16 protein-coding genes are annotated in these 19,251 nt (G+C 61.2%); 2 read left to right on the plus strand and 14 right to left on the minus strand.

Annotated features, from left to right (window positions below; translation table 11 throughout):
- The 14 genes from QRD43_RS21845 to QRD43_RS21910 form a co-directional block, all read right to left on the minus strand.
- Positions 1 to 2,559, minus strand: a 2,559-nt coding sequence (locus tag QRD43_RS21845; protein ID WP_285984719.1) for a calcium-binding protein, incomplete at its 3' end; no start/stop codon positions are given.
- Between the two features lie 98 nt (positions 2,560 to 2,657).
- Positions 2,658 to 3,575 carry a hypothetical protein gene (locus QRD43_RS21850; RefSeq protein ID WP_285984639.1) on the minus strand — a complete coding sequence of 306 codons (918 nt, stop codon included), beginning with the start codon at positions 3,573 to 3,575 and terminating at the stop codon, positions 2,658 to 2,660.
- Positions 3,576 to 3,596: 21 nt separating this feature from the next.
- Positions 3,597 to 4,895, minus strand: a complete 1,299-nt coding sequence (locus QRD43_RS21855; protein WP_285984640.1) for a glycosyltransferase family 4 protein — start codon at positions 4,893 to 4,895, stop codon at positions 3,597 to 3,599.
- A gap of 2 nt (positions 4,896 to 4,897) precedes the next feature.
- Positions 4,898 to 6,358 carry an HlyD family type I secretion periplasmic adaptor subunit gene (locus tag QRD43_RS21860; protein ID WP_285984641.1) on the minus strand — a complete coding sequence of 487 codons (1,461 nt, stop codon included), beginning with the start codon at positions 6,356 to 6,358 and terminating at the stop codon, positions 4,898 to 4,900.
- A 2-nt stretch (positions 6,359 to 6,360) separates the two neighbouring features.
- Positions 6,361 to 8,592 (minus strand): type I secretion system permease/ATPase, encoded by a 2,232-nt coding sequence (locus QRD43_RS21865; protein ID WP_285984720.1) that lies wholly within the window; start codon positions 8,590 to 8,592, stop codon positions 6,361 to 6,363.
- Positions 8,593 to 9,234: 642 nt separating this feature from the next.
- Positions 9,235 to 9,687: an ankyrin repeat domain-containing protein gene (locus tag QRD43_RS21870; protein WP_285984642.1), complete on the minus strand. Its 453-nt coding sequence runs from the start codon at positions 9,685 to 9,687 to the stop codon at positions 9,235 to 9,237.
- A 79-nt stretch (positions 9,688 to 9,766) separates the two neighbouring features.
- The gene (locus QRD43_RS21875; protein WP_285984643.1) at positions 9,767 to 10,384 is read right to left on the minus strand and encodes a hypothetical protein; all 618 of its coding nucleotides are present in this window, start codon (positions 10,382 to 10,384) and stop codon (positions 9,767 to 9,769) included.
- 226 nt (positions 10,385 to 10,610) lie between these two features.
- Entirely contained in the window at positions 10,611 to 11,108 is a 498-nt protein-coding gene (locus QRD43_RS21880; RefSeq protein ID WP_285984644.1) for a hypothetical protein, read from the minus strand.
- Positions 11,109 to 12,133: 1,025 nt separating this feature from the next.
- Positions 12,134 to 12,841 (minus strand): hypothetical protein, encoded by a 708-nt coding sequence (locus QRD43_RS21885; RefSeq protein ID WP_285984645.1) that lies wholly within the window; start codon positions 12,839 to 12,841, stop codon positions 12,134 to 12,136.
- Positions 12,842 to 12,914: 73 nt separating this feature from the next.
- Positions 12,915 to 13,217: a hypothetical protein gene (locus QRD43_RS21890; RefSeq protein ID WP_285984646.1), complete on the minus strand. Its 303-nt coding sequence runs from the start codon at positions 13,215 to 13,217 to the stop codon at positions 12,915 to 12,917.
- A gap of 97 nt (positions 13,218 to 13,314) precedes the next feature.
- Positions 13,315 to 13,497, minus strand: coding sequence for a hypothetical protein (locus tag QRD43_RS21895; RefSeq protein ID WP_285984647.1), 183 nt, complete (start codon positions 13,495 to 13,497; stop codon positions 13,315 to 13,317).
- 121 nt (positions 13,498 to 13,618) lie between these two features.
- Positions 13,619 to 14,074, minus strand: a complete 456-nt coding sequence (locus tag QRD43_RS21900; RefSeq protein ID WP_285984648.1) for a hypothetical protein — start codon at positions 14,072 to 14,074, stop codon at positions 13,619 to 13,621.
- Between the two features lie 99 nt (positions 14,075 to 14,173).
- A complete protein-coding gene (locus QRD43_RS21905; protein ID WP_285984647.1) occupies positions 14,174 to 14,356 on the minus strand; it encodes a hypothetical protein in 183 nt (60 codons plus the stop codon).
- Positions 14,357 to 14,492: 136 nt separating this feature from the next.
- Positions 14,493 to 14,795, minus strand: a complete 303-nt coding sequence (locus QRD43_RS21910; protein ID WP_285984649.1) for a hypothetical protein — start codon at positions 14,793 to 14,795, stop codon at positions 14,493 to 14,495.
- A 287-nt stretch (positions 14,796 to 15,082) separates the two neighbouring features.
- Between QRD43_RS21910 and QRD43_RS21915 the strand changes: the two genes are divergently transcribed.
- Both QRD43_RS21915 and QRD43_RS21920 read left to right on the plus strand, forming a co-directional pair.
- Positions 15,083 to 16,174: an integron integrase gene (locus QRD43_RS21915; protein WP_434063920.1), complete on the plus strand. Its 1,092-nt coding sequence runs from the start codon at positions 15,083 to 15,085 to the stop codon at positions 16,172 to 16,174.
- 381 nt (positions 16,175 to 16,555) lie between these two features.
- Positions 16,556 to 19,165 carry an AAA family ATPase gene (locus QRD43_RS21920; RefSeq protein WP_285984651.1) on the plus strand — a complete coding sequence of 870 codons (2,610 nt, stop codon included), beginning with the start codon at positions 16,556 to 16,558 and terminating at the stop codon, positions 19,163 to 19,165.
- Positions 19,166 to 19,251: the final 86 nt, after the last annotated feature.

Raw genomic sequence — 19,251 nt, forward strand, 5'->3', positions numbered from 1 at the left:
ATAGAACTTCGTCATTGTCAGGCTGTCACCTGACTTGAACGTCAGCACCAGATCCGATCCGCGCCTCTCCAACGACTTGACGTCCGTACTGGCCAAGTCCGTGAACTGCACCACGTCCACTCGTCCGCCGCCCCAGTCGTTCTCGTTCAGCACGTCCTGACCGAAGCCCGACGCGAACACGAAGGTGTCGCTGCCGAAGCCGCCGTCCAGCGTGTCGTTACCGACACCACCGATCAGCGTGTCGTTGCCTTCGCCGCCTAGAACTTCGTCGCTCCCCCCACCCCCGAGGAGCAAATCGTCACCGGCATCTCCGCTCAGGGTGTCAGCGCCAAGTCCGCCAGCCAACACATCGTCGCCGCCAGCGCCGTTCAACTTAGCTGCCATCGAATTGGCAATATATAGATCACTTGACGCGGTGGGCGCCAGGTCAACGGACCGCTTAGCGCTGTGCATGCGAGCAGTCAAGGCGATCAGGACGTCCCCGTCATCCGAGGCAGCTGAATACACCTTCCCAAGAGCGCGCTGCATGTCAAATCCAAGGCTGCTGAGTGTCTTTCCATACGCCTTGTTCAAGTCCATGATCAATGCTGCGCACTCTGGTTTGTTGCTGCTCCAGAGCTTTTCCAACTCAGACTGAAGCGCATCAAACTTGAAGGAAATTCCCCCCTCGGAGATATCCAGCGCAATCAAGTCGATGTAATTTTTCAGATAGGTCTGCGTGGCGAGTGCGTCGTAGACGCCATCCAGGAGCGCTACATAGGCCGCGTTCAGCAAGTCCGTAAGTTGCGTGTTTGGTGGAACACGCTCGTAACGAGGCCCCAGATTGCCCGGAAGAGTCGGGCGGAAGAATTCATTTAGTGAAGGGAATGCGGCGCCATTAAAGCTCTCGAGAACGGTCAACTGGTTGAGGTCGGTATCTAGAGCGCTTCGATCCTTACCGGGAATGCCGTACCAGGCTTCTCCGAGCCTCCCCTGTCTGAGCTCCAGCACTCCCGCACTGACGGCCGACGCAAGCAGGGCTTGGGTGCCGACGTCTGTCGGACTCATGCCTTGAATGTGTCCGTAGAACTGAAACTCTGCTGACTCCAGCAGGCTACGCCAGCCGGGAACCTTGGAATCCATGGCTTCGCCGCACAGGGCCACGAACATGGCCTTGCGGTCAGCCGGAGTGCCCAGGCTCATGTCAAAGGTCTTGACCATGAGGCCAGCCAACGGGCTAACGAAGTCCGTTTTCCCCGTATCCGCCCACGCCACCACCACCTGCTCCGTGAGTGACAGACGTTCCGCCTGCGTGGTGGCCATACCAAACTTCTGGACGAGTTCCGCCAAGCGGCGCCCTTGCGCAGAGTCAATGCTCATGGCCTCACGCAGGTCGCGCAGCTCTCCACTGCCCTTGATCTCGGGCAGGGACTTGGCCAGGTCGGTCAGCGGGATCTTGTCGGTGAACTCACGGTAGAAGGGGTTGTCCGTCAGGTTCAGGTTGGCGGCCGATTCACCGCCCACCATCACAGAGTCCATCTCAGTACTGCCGCCCGTCACGCGGGTCACCGTCGCTTTGCCGGTGATGGAATTGCCACCACCCAGGTCCTGGCTGGCGGTGTTGGCCACCAGGTTGATGCTCACGATGCCGTTGGCCTCAAGCGTGCTCAGTTCGTTGGCTTGAGAGATGCCGTCGCTGTTGAGATCGCGCCACAGGCGCACCTGAGCAAAGGCGGCGTCCTTGGCGTCCAGCATGCCGTCGTTGTTGTCATCCTGCGCACGCAGGGCCTCGAAGCCGCTGGTGGCGTTCCGCTCGACGGTCACCACGCTGGTGCTGCCATCCGCATTGACGACCGTCTTGCGCTCGGGGATCAGGGTGTCCACGCCAAAAAGTTCGCGGCCTGAATCGATGGTGCCGTTGCCATTGCGGTCCATCACCACCCAGGCGTCATCGCCTTTCAGCCAGCCAGTGCCGGTCTTGATGCCGTCGGCGTTGTGGTCGAACACCACGGGTTGGGCATTGGCGGCCAGCATCTCGATGCCGTCGCTATCGAGATCGATGGCGAGGGGGTCCCGGGCACGCCATGTGGAGGCGGAGCGGTATTGGCGACTGACAGAGTCGTTGATACGGCTGCTATCCCCCCTGGATCTTCCAGCCCACTCGGGGTGAAGAGTGTAGGCGTCGTCCATCAAGCCGTTGTCCCACATTGTGGCCGCTGCGTCATGCATAGCTTGAACTACGCGGCGGGCTTCGTCCGGGGATAGCGTACCGTCGAATTTTTCACGCTGATATCTATTCCAACGCTGTTTCGCCTGAAACGCGATCTCCATTTGATTGGCGGCGGCATATTCAGCATATTGCGGAAGATCCTTCGCATCTCCCCTATATTGGCCGATATTTGGATACCTGCTTTCCAGCTCCGAAATTCGCAAAGAAAGGCCTTGTAGCAGTGCCGCATCCGCTTCAATTTCCCTATCCCACCCAGCCTTCATGTCTCCGTTTTTAAATAGAACCTCAGCTTCCCAATACGCCTCATCGTGGATTCTGCATAGCGCATCGGACGGATCGAGGGGATCCACATTCAAGTTCCCCTTCTCACCAGGGCCGACGTATTCACCACCAGTCCAACCAGGACCACAATAGTTTCCATGAAACCTGAAAGCCATTCCATCCTCCATTATCTAAGCACAACTTCAGCACAAGAGCCGCCTCTGGAGCAAGTTTTATACTCACCCCTTGAATCTTGGCAGCGCACCAGAAAATTATCCGCATTCAGCCATGTTTCGATTCGAGTGCCGGCTGTGCAAATTTCCGCCAATTGCGTGACCTTCATGGTCGCATCAATCAAGTACCTTTCGCCCGACTCTCCTCCGCCAACGCATTGACCAGACGCTTCGCAACTCAACCAATCAATCTTCTTCTCAATTACTAGACGCTCCAGTGCTAGATCTTTCTCTCCCAAAATACTTACAAGTTCCCGTTCCCCACGCCCATTCAACTTGACGACCAATGCTGACCGTTTGGCGGGGTAGTATGCATATCTCCAAGATCCCTTGGCCGGGATCTTGATGGATGATCCATTTTCCAAAACCTCCCACTGACCCCCACGCGCATCCGGCGAAATATCGTGCAGATATAGATACTTATTTCCCACTTTCACCGGAAAACGAAGCGGATTTTTGCTGGTCGTCAACATGACACCATCACCCAAGGCCCCATTCGGCGCAACAGGTATTTCGGAAAGCACGTATATCTCGTCATGCTTTGTATAAATCGAAGCCAGAATCGACTTGCCATCGAATGCCGCCGACGCCCCGGCATAGATGCCCGGACGGCATTTTTCCGATGATTTTTTGTAGTCATTCTGGCCATTCACTTTTGCGTAGGATTCAAACAGCACCCCGCCGCAGGCAGACTTCACAACCACCAGCCATGAACCGTCCAGCGCAGACAATACGCGCCTAACTTCTGGCTTCTCTGTTTCAGCGCAAGCACCGAGCCCCAAACAAGTCAGGATCGCTGCACACACCAATCCAAGCTTAACAAACCATCCCATGCCACCCCCATTGGTCAAAATATCGAATTCCAGACGCAAGCATCTTTTCCAATATGAAAATCACACGACTGAAGTTAATTCACTCCGAATCCCCTTGCGAACACCTTCTTCAAACCTCCGTCTACCTCGCTCAAGAGAATATGTCCGTCTTGTGTCCGCGCCAGGCATGTCAGCGCCGGCATACGCCCCGACAGCCGTTTCCGCCATCTCAGCCCTCTGCGTCAGCCCAATCGCCAATGCCCTCACATCCAATGCCCTGCACATTCCCATCCCCTCCATCGCCACCTCCCTCATCGGCGCCACATCACTCGCCACCAAACGGCACCCCGTCGCCATCGCCTCCAAACACGACCAACTCAGCACAAACGGATAGGTCAAATACACATGCGCTGACGACACCTGGAGCACCCGCTTGTAATCCGCATAAGGCACCTTCCCGACGAAGTGCGTGCGCGTCGGATCGAGTTGCTGCCCCACCTCGGCGAGCATCTTTTCCCGCCAGTTCTTCGCGTCCTTGGGCCGCGCGCCATAGCTGACGTCATCGCCCCCCACAATCACCACATGCGCGTTCCCGTGTTCCCGCTGCACAGCCGGCAGCGCGCGCATGAAGGTGTGGAAGCCGCGATACGGCTCCAGGTTGCGGGCCACGTAGGTGATGACGGGCTTGTCGGGGTCGTTGGCCTTGAGGATCTCGCCGCTGGGGGTCTTAATCACGGCGTTGGGGTCCGGCCCCAGGTTCTCGGTGTCGATGCCCTCGTGGGCCACCGTGATCTTGTCCAGGTAGGCCTTGGGATGCTGGGCCTTCTGCCAATGGGTGGGGCTGATGCCGGCGTCGCAGTTCTGCAGGTTCAGCAGGTGCAGGGCGTTCCAGCTGCGGATGCGGGCCACATCGTCGAACGTAACGGGGAACTCGGGGTCGAAGCCTACGTCAGCATAGGGCCAGGTGGCGCGGTCGACCTGGTCCAGGCCGTCCAGCGGCGGGGTGTTGTAGAACCACTCGCAGTAGTGCACGAGGCGGGTGTGGGGGAAGACGTCCTTGGCGTAGAGCGTCTCGCCCCAGCCGGGGTGGGCCAGGATCACGTCGGGCGTGAAGCCCTCCTTCTTGAGCTGCAGCAGCACGCGCGCCACGGCTTGGCCGTGCAGCACGGCGTCCTCCATGCGGCGCAGGTAGTGGTGCTGCTCGCGGTGCACGCCGCGGTGGGGCTTGTAGCGGATTTGGCGCAGCCCCTGCACACCCGGCAGGCCCGGTGCGGTATCACGACCGATGCCGATGACCTGCCAGCCCGGGCGGCTGGCCCACTCCGCCGCCACGTGGCGGAACTGGCCGGGGAAGTTCTGGTGAATGATCAAGATGCGCATGGTCAGCGCTCCCCCATGCTTTCCTGCACATGCTGCTGCAGCGGGCTGATCAGGTAGTCGATGACCCGGCGCTTGCCGGTCTTGATCTCGGCCGTGAGGTTCATCCCCGGGGCCAGCTTGATCGTCTTGCCGTCCACCTCCAGCTGGTGGCGCTTCAAGACCAGCGTGGCGGGGAAGATGGCGCCGCGCTTCTCATCGTTCACCGCATCCGCGCTGATGTGCCGCACCTCGGCCTCTACCGTGCCGTAGCGGGTGTAGGGGAAGGGCTCGAGCTTGATCTCGGCGAGTTGGCCGTCTCGCACGAAGCCCACGTCCTTGTTCTCCAGCACGACTTCGGCGGTCACCTCGGCGTCGTCCGGTACCAGCACCAGCAAGACCTGCGCGGGCGTGACGACGCCGCCCGCCGTGTGTACGGCCAACTGCTGCACGGTGCCCGCCACGGGCGCGGTGAGGCGCGTCAGGGCCTCGCGCTTCTGGGCCTTGATGCTCTCCTCGCCCAGCTCGCGGGTCTTGAGCTCGGCCTGCGCCAGGCGGTCGCGCCAGCTGCGCTCGGTCTCGGCGATGTAGCTCAGACGGCCGTGCTCGCTCTCTTTCAGCGCGGCCTGTGCCTCCTGCAGCCGCGCTTGCGCGGTGGCCAGATCGCGCTCCAGTTCGATGCGCTCGCGCGTGCGGTCCTGCCCGGCGTGGCTGGACATGAATCCTTGCGTCGAGAGCTGCTGGTAGTCCTGCTCACGGGCCTGGGCCAGGGGCAGCGTGGTCTGCAGCTTGGCCACCGTCTGCTCGGCGGTGCGGATCTCGGCCTGACGGCGCGCAAGCTCGGCCTGCAGCCGGGCCTGCTTCGCAGCAATGTCGGACCAGTCGCTGCGCAGCTGGGTGCGCGCGGCGGCGAGCTCATCGGCACTCAATTCGGGCACCGGCTGGACCGCCGGCAGCGCGGCACCGGCCAAGGCCTGCAACACCGCCTGCGCCCGCAGCTTCTCGGACCACGCCGCAGCGCGCTCCTGCACCACGCGGGCGGCATCGGCCGCGGTGAGCGTGGCATCGAGCTCGATGAGCAGCTGCCCGGCACGCACCTTGTCGCCGTCCTGCACATGGATGGCCTTGACCACGCTGGTCTCCAGAGGCTGCAGGGTCTTGCTGCGCTGGCTCACCACGATGCGGCCCTGGGCCACGGCGACGATGTCCAACCGCCCCAGGCAAGCCCACAACAACGCGATGACGAAGAGGCCGCACAGCACGAAGGCCGCGCGGCGCGGCGCCGGGTGCGGCGGCGTCTCCTGCAGGGCCATGGCAGCGGGCAGGAAGGCGCGCTCATCGGCTAGGCGCTTGGGGCCGGCCAGCTCCTCACGCATGGCCCAGGCGGCGCGGAAGATGGCGGCATAGCGGGCGAGCAGCTCGCGCACGGGGTGACGAGGGGAAGGGGTCGCGGTGATCGCTTCGTTCACCGGTTCTTGCGGCGTCATGCTCATGCCGTCCTCCCTTCCACATGCGTGGGCAGGGGCTGCTCCACGGCAGGCGCTTCCTCGGCATCGATGCCGCCCTGCGCCTGCATGCGCCACAGGTGCGCGTAAAGCCCTTGCGGGCGTTGCAGCAGCTGCTCGTGCGAGCCCATCTCCACGATACGCCCGCGCTCCATCGCGATGATGCGGTCGGCGTGGCGCACCGCGCTCAAGCGGTGGGCGATGATGAAGACCGTGCGCCCCTGGCAGATCTGGCGCATGTTGTGCTGGATGATGGCCTCGCTCTCGTAGTCCAGTGCGCTGGTGGCCTCATCGAAGATCAGGATGCGGGGCTGCGCAAAGAGCGCCCGTGCAATCGCGATGCGCTGGCGCTGGCCGCCGGAGAGCCCCGCGCCCTGCTCGCCCACCACGGTGTCATAGCCCTCGGGCAACTCGCTGATGAATTCGTGTGCGCCGGCCAGTTGGGCCGCGCGCATCACCAGCTCCAGCGGCGCGGCGGGGTCGGCAATGGCGATGTTCTCGCGCACGCTGCGGTTGAAGAGCATGTTGTCCTGCAGCACCACGCCCACCTGGCGGCGCAACTGCGCGGCGTCGATGAGCGCGATGTCCTGCCCATCCACCAGCACGCGGCCGGCCTCGGGAACGTAGAGGCGCTGGATCAGCTTGGTCAGCGTGCTCTTGCCCGAGCCGCTGCGGCCCACGATGCCGATCACCTCGCCGGGCTGCACCTCCAGGCTCAGCTCCTGCAGCACCGGCGGCGCGTCGGGCCGGTAGCGGAACGTGACACGCTCCAGCGCCACGCGGCCCTGCAGGCGCGGCAGCGGGCTGGCGCTGTGCGCGGGCAGCTCGGTGCGGGTGTTGAGGATATCGCCGAGGCGGGCCATCGAAAGGCCCGTTTGCTGGAACTCCGTCCACATATTGGCCAGGCGCATGATGGGTTGCGCGACACGGCCGGCGAACATATTGAAGGCGATGAACATGCCCAGGGTCAGCTGGCCGTCCATCACCAGATGCGCACCCCACCACAGCGTGGCCGCGTTGACCAGCTTGCCGATGAGGTTCACCGCCTCGTTGGCGTACTGGGCCAGGGTCTGAGTGCGAAAGCTCGCCGCCACATAGGCCGCCAGCTGCTCGTCCCAGCGCCGCGCCATCTGCGGCTCCAGCGCGCTGGCCTTCACCGTCTGGATGCCGGTGATGGTCTCCACCAGCAGGCTCTGGTTCTCAGCGCTGCGGGCGAACTTCTCATTGAGCCGCGCGCGCAGCACCGGCACCACCACCAGGCTCACCGCCGCATACAACGGCAGCGACAGCAGTACGATCAAGGTGAGCGTGCCGCTGTAGGCCAGCATCATTGCGATGAAGACCACCGAGAAGAGCACGTCCAGCAGCAGGGTCAGCGCATTGCCGGTGAGGAACTGGCGGATGTTCTCCAGCTCGCGCACCCGTGCCACCGAGTCCCCCACACGACGGGCTTGAAAGTAGGCCAGCGGCAGGTGCATGAGGTGGCGGAAGAGGCGCGCGCCCAATTCCACGTCGATGCGGCTCGTCGTGTGGCTGAACACATAGCTGCGCAGCACGGTCAGCGTGCTCTCGAACAGCATGATCACCACCAGGCCGATCACCAGCACGTCCAGCGTGGAGAGGCCCTTGTGCACCAGCACCTTGTCCATCACCACCTGGAAGAACAGCGGGCTCACCAGCGCGAAGAGCTGCAGGAACAGCGACACCAGCAGCACCTCGCCCAGCAGCCGGCGGTGCTTGACGATGCTGGGGATGAACCAGCTGAAGTCGAACTTGGCCAACGCCCCGGCGAGGCTCGCGCGGCTGCTGATGAGGATGAGCTCGCCGGACCAGGCGGCGGCGAAGTCGGCCACGGACTCGATGGTGGGCCGGGCGCTGGCCTCTGGGCTGGAGGCACCAGAGGTACCTTGCGCCGGATCCATGAACAGCACGCGCTGGCCGTCCGTCTGGGCCAGCACCACGACGCGGCCGTCCCTCATCAAGGCCAGCGCCGGCAGCGGCACCAGGCCCAGACGCTCCGCGCTGCTGCGGCTGCGCTTGGCGCTCAGCCCCAGATGCTTGGCCGCGAGCAGTAGATCTTGGGTTGATACCTCCTGGTGCTCCCCCAATCCCAGCTGATGACGCAAGGCCTGAGGCTCAGCTGCCACCTGATGAAGCCGCGCAATGATGGCCAATGCCTGCAGGCACGCATGCGGCGGCGTGCCTCCCCCTCCCATCGGGTTGGATTCCAACTTGTTCCCTCTGTTCTTTGGGCTCGCTGAAGTCAGCGGCTCTTCCCCCTTATCAAGGGGTGCCGTATTGTTTCATAAGTACATACCCTTATGTCACCCCCCCCCATTTGGGTGGGTTAGAGAGAGATGCGACAGTTTGCGTTTGCGATCTCAATTCTGAATGGGCACAAGTGAGCGAGCCAGACTGCGATCTGAACTTGCCCAGTGCATGCCTGAATCCGGATCAGGTGCGATTGCGATGAGTCGCCATGCACGCGAGGGCGTCAATGCAGATCAACAGAAGATACAAGAGTGCAGGACATCGGCGACCGTTCGCATTGGGGAATTCAGCGGTCACCCGCGACGCGTGCCGACGAAAGACCGGTCTCGGCAGCAGCTGGCGTTTGGATCGCAATTGCGAATGTCCGGACCCAGCCTGTCACTGCCCTTCACCAGGTGGCAGGCAGGTCCGCAGCGGTTGCGGTCTTCCGTTCCATCGAATTCGACGCCCGGAAGCTGCCGTTCAACGTTTGAGCTGAGGGGGGCGCGCAGGGATGGCGATTGGCCCGTGAGGCGGATGATGAGCCACACCACCTCGCGGGCCAAGTGCCGTGCCGGAGCGCGTCCACTCGAGCGAAGGGTTGGGCGTCACCTTCGTTGCGGCCGAGAGCCAGGGTTCGGCTTGGTGGGCTTGTACTTCTCGATGAGCGCGGCGATCTTGACTCCATCCGGATCTTTCCGCCAATGTGCTCGTGTTCGGGCCGTTTGCTGCATCCAGCCAGTAATGTCCGGATCGGCTCCATTTGTGAGGAGTAGTTCGACCAACTCAGGGTAGTCGCGCAGCGCCGCCAGCGAGAGCGCGGTTTCTCCGATCATGTCTTCGTCGTGGAGGTTCACATTCGCGTGATGCTCCAGCAGCCACTGGACTAGCTTGTAGTGCTCACCTTCGACGGCATAGTGCAGTGCACTCTTGCCGAGTTCGTCCATCAGGTTGACATCGAACCCCTCCGACGCGAGGCGCTGAACCAAAGGTAGGTCACCGTCTTGCGCAGCTCGAATGAGTTGCTCAGCTTCGAACCAGTCTTCGCGTATGCGGGGCATCTGTGACGCCTAACGTTGAAGCTGAGCTGCGAGCGGCGGCTTGCCGACGCGAGTCGGCTCGAGCGACTGGTTAGCCGTCTCAGGGCACGATCTTGCCGGCGAGCTCTTCATATAGCTTTGCATATGCCTCGAAGTGAGTATGCCCAGCTTGAACAACGGGTTGACCGAAATGGCGCTGGACGCCAGCCAGAAGGAAGTCACCTGGCGCATATCCCTGAGTGAGCTTGCCGTTCGCCGGCTGAAGAAAGTGCAATGCCGTTGCCTTGAAGTCGGCCCGGCACTTCTCGGAACTGTGCGCAACCCGATTCCTGATTGAGCTCGCATGGCTAAGCAGATCGGCCTTCTGCTGCAGCGCCGAGAACGTATGGCTGGAGAAGAAGAAATCAGCGTTGGTTCGCACCCATTTCGTATCCGTGACCTTCAGGTAGTGCTTGAGGGGGTCGTAGGACGGGTCGCGAGAGAGAAGCTCATAGGCATGGGAAATGTCTTTCGCCAGGCCATACCTTGGAGTGGGCTTGTACCCATTTTTTGCTTTGGCGCCGGCCACATACCGCACTAACGCCTGTTCCAAAAATTCTTCCCATGCGGCAACTAGTCCCATGAAGGCCAGTTCAACAACTTGCCGCACGTACTTTGGATGCAAGCCAGCAGGCGCATTTGGATGGACCTGCTGCGGCAGGGCAGAGATCGCGGCCACAAGTCCTCGTGCTGAGTTGATCTCAGCTATCAGGCTGCGCTTGGTGTGTTCGACTTCCGGTGGCCTTCCCGCCATAGCATGAACCTTTCGAATGGTGGAATTGAGACGGGTAACGTTGAAGATAACCGGCCCACGACGGCATGACGCCGGAGGGCCAGAATGAAATGGGTCCCGGAGACGGCATGCCGTTGCGGGTCCGGTTGAGCGACTGGTTAGGCCTCACGACCTACTGCAGATGAATTGCCGAGACAGTGATCTTCTCGACGGTGCCATCAAATGACTGGGACACGGCAAACTCCATGTAGTCAGGTGCATCGTATTCAAAAGCTAGGCCGCCAGATTTTCGCCCCTCGACGCGCGGCTTCGTCGATAAAACAGATTCGGCTTCACGTCCGTACGGTTCGGGCCAGCCCAGCCTCGCGAGCCGCTTGGCGATTTTCAGGACTGCCTCGCGAGATGATGGCTTTATGACTCTTCGCTCGGAGGACGATTCGAGCCCGAAGCTTTCGCATCCTCCGACAATGACGGAAATCCGCCCCAGGTCACTTGAATCCCAGCGAACCAAGCGTTCATCGCCGATGTACTTCGCACCTGCGTGACGGCGCACCAAGGCCTGTGCTTCGCCGTGAAAGTACTCTTGGTTAAGCAGGCACTCCTCGGCAAGAACCGCCGAACTCATCGATGCGAAGCACAGAATCAGGGCAGCGGAGCAACTGACTTTCATGAGACCTAACGTTCGACGTAAGGGACGTCTTGCGCCTCGGCGCAAGACGTCCCCTTGACGGAGGGGTTAGGTTTCAGGCCGGACACTAATGTTGCCCTGGCTTTTCGCAACTCTTGGGCTCGGCGATATGGAGCAATACACAGCGACGTGCATCAAGCTCATTGGTCGAACAGTACCTTGAAATGTAAGCCTGTCTGTAGCTCGTGCAGAACTCTTTGGGATCGCCCTTGGCCCAGGTGACGCAGTCTCCGCTGATTCCGGCGAGAGTCTTCAGGCACTGGTCGGAAGTGCAGCCGGACTTGAGTGAGGCGATCGTCTTCTCCATGCACTGTTGCTTGGACAGTTCACGCATGTATGTTTCAGTGAGTTCTGCCTGCTTCCAGGGCGACGCCACCGAACTCATATCCGGTTGCTGTGCATCGGCGCTTGAAAGAACTAGCAGCCAGAGTACTTGAGCGGAAATTACTATGCGACGCACGTGCTCTCCTGAAACCTAACGTTGAAGATAACCGGCCAGCGACGGCATGACGCAGAAGGGGAAGAATGACGTGAGACCCGTAGGTGGGGTGCCGTTGCGGGTCCGGTTGAGCGACGGGTTAGGCCGCAGGAATTTCATGGTCTCGTCCGAGCCATCGCCCGGCAGTAGCTCGCAGCCTCGGCATCCGGGTACCGCCAAGCGACTATGCGACCTGAGGCCACCGCATCAACCTGCCATCTGCAGTTGCCAGCACTAGAAAGCTCATATTCGAAGGTCTGCACGCTTTCGTTTCTGAAGGTGCGTACCAGGCGGTTCATTGGCGGATAGCTGACTTCAGATGGCACCCGGCCGATTGCGGCGTCAAGACTCGGACCCAAGTCACGGTAGGAGACGCAGCCAGCGAGACAAGCTGTGACGAGAGCAACGCCTAGCAGCGGAGAGGTGGGTCCGTCGAAGGAGCAGTTCATCCTCGGGTGCGGCCTAACGTTGAAGCTGAGCCGCGAGCGGCGGCCTGCCGACGCGAGTCGGCTCGAGCGACTGGTTAGGCCTACGCTTGCACATGAGCAAGATCCGACCTCCGAACAGGCACGTTGAGTCCGTACTTGGCACTAACGTCAGCGACTAGGTCAACGTACCAATCCTGTGCTTCTGGCGCAACGATTACCTCGCGCACGAAAGACTTTAGATTTGGAATCGGCAATCGAACGCCCTCAGGCGTGTCTTGCCAATTCCCGCGATGCCGAGACGCAATCACGCGCAGTTCCTGTTCAAACGCGTACGCTGTGTGCTTGTACTGGAGCATGTCGGTGTAGTGACCCACGATCATGTCCGGGTCCGACATATGGTCAATGTACTTGACTTGGTAGATGTAGGCTGGGTCTGGCCAATCGATCGATGCCATGGCCAATTGTTCGACCGTAGTAACCACCGCAATAGACGCAGACGCACCTCCATAAAGTTGCCAAAGCGCCATGTTGTCCGCCTTACCCATGGTCCAACAGGAAACAAGAGCGCCTACCCTGGACCGAAGCTGAAATTGCTCTGCAGTCTCAATGTCAGGATGCTCGCTTCGCCCTTCATTCATGGCGCGGCGAATCGACGGCGTGAGTGCGCCTTCAAGGCGATCCGGAAATCGGTCAGCCCTTCGCAGGTATAGCGAGTTTCCCCGGAGCAGATCCAGGTACTTGGTCAGGTCGAGATGACGCCTCACCACCTGGGCAAGGTCCAAACCCGGAGTTGCAGTGACGTGATCCATGTACAAGTAGGCCTAACGTTGGAATTCAGCCGACCAGCCAGCGAAGCTGGCGCAGGTCGGCTGCAATGAGAGGTTAGACATCGCCACGACCTTTCGGCGGAATGAGCAGCCAATCCATAAGCAGACGTTTCGGCGGTTTGTTATGGAAGCGAACACACACGTCTCCGCCGTCCGGATGCGGGCAAAACGAGTATCCGTTCCGCATGAATTCTTTGATCTCCCCGTCGCTCACCCATACAGCATCAGGTTGCGGCGGGATAAAGCCCGAGTCAACGGTGGTCGCATTGATCGGAGGCCGTGAGATGTACTCAGGCTTCTCAACTTCCAAGTCTGGCTGATGCGAACGAGAAAACAGGGCTTTGATCCGTTGGTACATAGCGCTGTCTAACGTTGAAGCTGAGCCGCGAGCGGCGGCTTGCCGACGCGAGTCGGCTCGAGCGACTGGTTAGGCCGATCGCTGCAATAGAAAGTGTTCACTGCGCAAGCCTTTCATCGACTTTCCCCAGAAGCTCGTCCAGCCGCTGGGCAAGGCCACAAATGCAAACGCGGCGCTGCTCTTCCCAGGCGTTCGCATCAATTCCTGGGCAGTCCGGATCGTGCTCTGCGTAGGTAAGGATGAAGCGCCTGAGTTCGACGGTGAGCGGATCGATATCCATGGGCCTTCCCATTGCGGCCTAACGTTTGAGCTAACCGGCCCGCGACGGCAGGACGCCGCAGGGCCAGAATGAAATGAGGTCCGAGGGCGGCATGCCGTTGCGGGTCCGGTTGAGCGAATGGTTAGGCCGCACGCGAGGCAGACTCACGAATGGCAGCCAGAAACTCACTGCTGGCTACTTCGACCGCTGCGCCACTAGCGCGAAAGTCTTCTAGTTTGTGCATCAGGCCTCCGACTGAGGAGGGGGAGAAAGACCAGCCTTCGACACTCGACCAACCTTGAATGACCGAAAACCCGTTCGACGTGGCTGTGCAGCGCAACCAGCCCGTACATTGGTCTGAGAGGTCAAACGGCAGATTTGCAGTCTCGCCGACCTTGAGGCTGCAGACTGCTTCAAGCCACTGCTCGTGAAGCCGCAAAAGAACTGTTCGAATTTTTTGCTCGTCTTCGACATCTGGAAGAAGCGCGCTGTCGATTGCGAGGTAATACGAGTCGCATATCCACTCTTGCCCGGCGAAGCGCAGCACGATGTCTTGGTGCCCGGTCGTGTTGTCGTGGAAGGTAAGGCTGAGATCCACTTTGTGAGGCCTAACGTTGAAGCTGAGCCGCGAGCGGCGGCTTGCCGACGCGAGTCGGCTCGAGCGACTGGTTAGGCCGATCGCTGCAATAGAAAGTGTTCACTGCGCAAGCCTTTCATCGACTTTCCCCAGAAGCTCGTCCAGCCGCTGGGCAAGGCCACAAATGCAAACGCGGCGCTGCTCTTCCCAGGCGTTCGCATCAATTCCTGGGCAGTCCGGATCGTGCTCTGCGTAGGTAAGGATGAAGCGCCTGAGTTCGACGGTGAGCGGATCGATATCCATGGGCCTTCCCATTGCGGCCTAACGTTGAAGCTGAGCTGCGAGCGGCGGCTTGCCGGCGCGAGTCGGCTCGAGCGACTGGTTAGGCAACTTCGGTTGAATGAAGAGCCAACTTACATTGCCTAAGAGAATTGGAGTCCTAGCGTCTTCCACCGCTCGCTCCAAAGTAGGTTGTCACGACGACGTCGCATGCCAGCAAAAGCTTGTAGTCATCGGAATCCACCACATGCCGATAGTGACTCTCGGTGTCTGTCTGTTCGCCGTAGGGCGCCAGTTCGTGACCGACCTGATTCAGTTCTGCGGCCACGCGGCTCATGATCTCTCGCACAGCAGGGCCAAGTTCGGCTTCTACTGCCGCCTGCAGCCTGCGCGCCAGCTCAGCTTTGAACGTATCGCTTGAGGTCCGCTCAAAGGCTTCGATGGAATAGGGCGCCGTGTCCATAGTTCTCGTGTTCCGATCTAGCAGGTACCAGCCGCGGGCCGTTGATTTTCCTAACTAGGTTGTAGGGCGACAGTTCTGCTGGATAACACCGAAGCCTGTCTGCATAGCATCGGACACATCACCGGCCTGCAGACCGCGCCATTGCTTGATTTCTTGCATATCAGCTGTTAATTTATACAGCACTAACGGCCGACAAATCCGGCACAACGTCAGTTTCGTCGAAGAGCGCTCGCCTCGGGCCCTCTAGCCGAAGGCTTGTCGCCCAGAAGGGTGGATTGGAGGCAAGGATGCCGGGCTCGTCAATCGCACCTGAGAGGGTACCGCCGCCAGTGCCCGCCGCCGACTTGCCTCCCCTGCGGTCCAAGCGGCTCCTGGATCAGTTGCGCGAGCGCATTCGCTTCCTGCACTACAGCCTGCGCACGGAAGAGGCCTATGTGTACTGGTGTCGGGCGTTCATCCGTTTTCACCGGCTGCAGCATCCGAAGGACTTGGGCGCCGAGGCCGTCGAAGCGTTCTTGAGCTGGCTGGCTGACGAACGACGAGTGGCTTCTTCGACCCATCGCCAGGCGCTATCGGCCTTGCTGTTCTTGTACGGCAAGGTGCTGGGTGTGAATCTGCCCTGGATGCAGGAAATCGGTCGACCGCGCAGCCAGCGCCGGATTCCCGTCGTGCTGACCCGAGAGGAACTGGGCCGGGTGTTCGCCATGATGCAGGGTGAGCATGCACTGTTGGCGCAGTTGCTCTATGGCACGGGACTTCGAATCGCCGAGGCGCTTCAGCTCAGGGTCAAGGACCTGGACATCTCGCACCGCGCCCTCATCGTAAGGCACGGCAAAGGGGGCAAAGATCGCGTGCTTATGCTGCCGGAGGCCTTGCAGATCCCGCTCAAGGTGCAGTTGCAGCGCGCCCACGTGCTCTGGTCCGCTGACCAAGCTGCAGGCAAAGGCGGCGTCGAGATGCCGGATGCGCTAGAGCGCAAGTACCCACGTGCCGGGGCCTCGTGGGCGTGGTTCTGGGTGTTTCCGCAGGATCATCATTCGGTGGATCCTCGCTCGGGTGTCGTGCGCCGGCACCATCTCTACGACCAAACCTTTCAGCGGGCCTTCAAGCGGGCGATCCAAGGAGCTGACATCCACAAGCCGGCAACGCCGCACACGCTACGGCATTCGTTCGCTACGCACCTGCTGCAGGATGGCTATGACATTCGGACGGTACAGGATCTCCTGGGCCATGCCGACGTCGCCACCACCATGATCTACACGCATGTGCTCAAGGTCGGCGGAGGGGCGGTGCGCAGTCCCATGGACGCACTGGCGGCACAGTCGGGCGCGCAACTGCACGCGGCCGTGGAGAGCCACCAGAGAGCAGTCGCTCGTTAATGACTGCTAGCAGCCTGAAGCTGCCATTGGCACTTGCATGGCTGCTGCGCAGCGGGTGCCGTCGTCGACGGGCAGCAAATGAGGTCACGCTGTTTGGCATGAAGCAGTCGCCGACACACCCGCAGCTATAGAAGGCGCCAGCGACTGATGCCGAGGTCGCTGCGGTCGTTAGCCAGCGAGCCCACAGCGATATGCAAGTGCCGCCTTGTCGATCGCCATCTGTTCAAGGAGCGCAAGACCGACCGGCTTCAGCCGTCTCGATGCTTGGATGGCCTGTGCCGGTCTGAAAGTGTTCGTTCTACTGCCTCGCAGCTCCGGGCAAAGCCACACCGCGCGTATTCGCCTGCGCCTAACATCAAGAGAAATTAGGGAGGGAAGGCGATGGCACTTCTTCAAGACATCCTGCGCTGGGCTACCGACGAGCTATTGCCTTGGCAGAGCGATGCCGTTCGGCGACTGATTCAGAGGGGCACGCTCGACGAGCCCGACCTCGCTGACCTGGCCAAGATGCTCCGCGCGCATAACGGCCTCGCCGTAGTAGCTGCGCCAGCTCCCATACGACTTGCCGAAGAGCACCTGCCGGCGCCGGAGCCGAAGCAGGCAGAGCCGCTGGTGCTGACAGCACTGGAGAACCTGAAACATGTCAACCGGCTGGCCCCGAAGCAGAAGCTGGACTTCGTGGCGCGCGGTCTCACTGTCATACATGGTGACAACGGCGCGGGCAAGTCCGGCTACTCGCGCGTCATCAAAGCTGCCTGCCGCGCTCGGGTGAAGGAGGACCCGGTTCTTCCTGATGCAAGGCAGCATGAGCTGCTGCACGAGACGCCGTCGGCCACATTCATCGTCTACCAAAACAACACGGCGTACCCAGTAGCCTGGGCCGCCGACAAACCCGCGCCTGCGGAGCTGGCGTCAGTCGCCATCTTGGACACCAAGTGCGCGCGGGCCTACACCGACCAAGAGGGAGAGCTCACCTTTGCCCCGTGGGGGCTGGACATTGTCGAGAACCTGGCGCGCAACGTGTTTCCCAAGCTGACGGAGGGCGTGCAGATTGAGCTCGACGCCTGCAACGCGTCGGATGCGGGCTTCGCCGACCTCAAACTTGGCGACACGGCCGTGGCGAAGTTCCTGGCAAAGCTGACGCACCTGACCACTGACGCGGAGGCCGAAGCTGCTGCAGCCTTCAGCCCAGAGGACGCAGAGCGCTTGGCCTTCCTAACAGAGGCACTTGCAGAGAAGTCACCTGCCGAACGTGCAAAATCTTTGCGGGACCAGGCTGCGCGGTTGCGAACGCTGGTTGCCGCTTTGGAAACGGCTGGGCTGTCGGTCGGAGACGCTGAAGTGCAACGGCTGCAGTCGCTCGACGGTGCACTAATTGTGGCGTTGCAAGCCGAGCAAGCTGCGGCGGCGCGCATGCGTGGCGACGGCCAAATGCTGGCCGGCACCGGCGAGGCTGCGTGGGAATCGTTGTATTCGGCCGCTGCCGCCTTTGTGGCCCAGCACGAGCATTCGGTGGAGGCCGGTGCACCATGCCCGTTGTGCCAGTCGCCACTCGACGAAGGCGCCGCCGCGCGACTTGGTCGATTCGCAGCCTACGTTGCTGACAGCGCCAGCGCGCAAGCTACCCAGCAGCGCGAAATCCAGCAGCAGGAGCTTGTCCGACTGCGCGCGCTTACCTGCGATCCAAATCTCGACGCCGTCACCGTTTCCGCGGTGGGCGATGCCGACGCCAAGTGGGCCGCTCAGCGCAGCGCTTTTGTGGAGGAACTTCAAGCTCGGCGCGACTGGCTAGTACGTGCCCTGGCAGAGACTCACGACTGGTCCCATTGCCCCGCCGTCGACGCTGATGTGACTACCGTCCCGAACAGGCTTATCGCCGTGCATGAGGCAGCTGCGCTGGCCTTCGACGCTATCAAGGACGCCGGCGCGAAGGTCAAGCTGGAAACCGAAGCGGCAGAGCTTTCCTCACGGCATCAACTCTCCCTGCGTAGGGAGGCTCTGCTTGCCTTGCTGGCCGCTAAGCGAAAGGCACACGCACTCGGCATCTGCCTGGCTCAGCTCAGGACTAAGCCAATCTCGGACAAGGCGGGCCAGCTCGCCAGCGGAGCCATCACGAAACAGCTCGGCGAAGCTCTGAACGATGAGTTCGAGCGGCTTGGCGTCGCGCACCTGCAGGCAAAGCTGAAGGCCCGCAATGACAAGGGCAAGCCCAAGGTCAAGCTTGTCCTCGGGCTGCCGAGCTTCGACAAGCCCGAGCAGATTCTTAGTGAGGGCGAGCAACGCGTCATCGCCATTGCATCCTTCTTCGCTGAGTTGAAGGCGAGCGGTCATCGTGGGCCGGCAGTGTTCGACGACCCCGTGTCGTCCTTGGACCACCAACGACGACAGAGCGTGGCCTTGCGCCTTGTCGAGGAAGCGGCCCACCGTCAGGTAATCGTCTTCACGCACGACACCATCTTTTTGGCCGAGTTGATGGTCGCTCTTGAGCAGGCCCCAGCGGTGAGTAGCTTGTTCTGGCATCTGACCTACAGCCAAGCCCAAGCTGGATACGTGAACGAGGGTCTGCCCTGGCAGCATCTGAAGACGACAGACCGCATAGATGCGATGGAGAAGTGGTCTCGCCAGTTTGAGGCGAATGAGCAGACCCTTACCAACGACAAGTTGGACGAGACCGTACGTCAAATCTACGGAAAGTTGCGGGAGGTCATCGAGCGCGGGGTTGAGGAGGTTGTATTTGCCGGTGTCCTGAGTCGGTACAACGACTACGTGCGCGTGCCCAACATCATCGATACCGTAGGTCTCCAGGCCGCCGAATGCGAACCGCTGCAGCGCCTGTATAAGAAGGCCGGTGACATCCTTCAAGGCCACGACAAGTCGGGGGCGCGCGGTCTGCCTCGGCCCTCGGCCGCTAACGTCAAGGCCGACATCGCCGAGCTTCGGGCCGCTCTCCAATCTATCCGAGACCGTAGGAAGGCGGCGAAGGCGACCTGAGCCGTCCATGCGACTCGGGAGCAGAAAGTCCTCGGATCTCAGGCCCGCTTGCTTGATCCAGCTCTGCACGCGTTACGGGTCGCTCA

It is taken from the genome of Roseateles subflavus (assembly GCF_030285365.1).
GTDB classification, from domain to species: domain Bacteria; phylum Pseudomonadota; class Gammaproteobacteria; order Burkholderiales; family Burkholderiaceae_C; genus Roseateles_B; species Roseateles_B subflavus.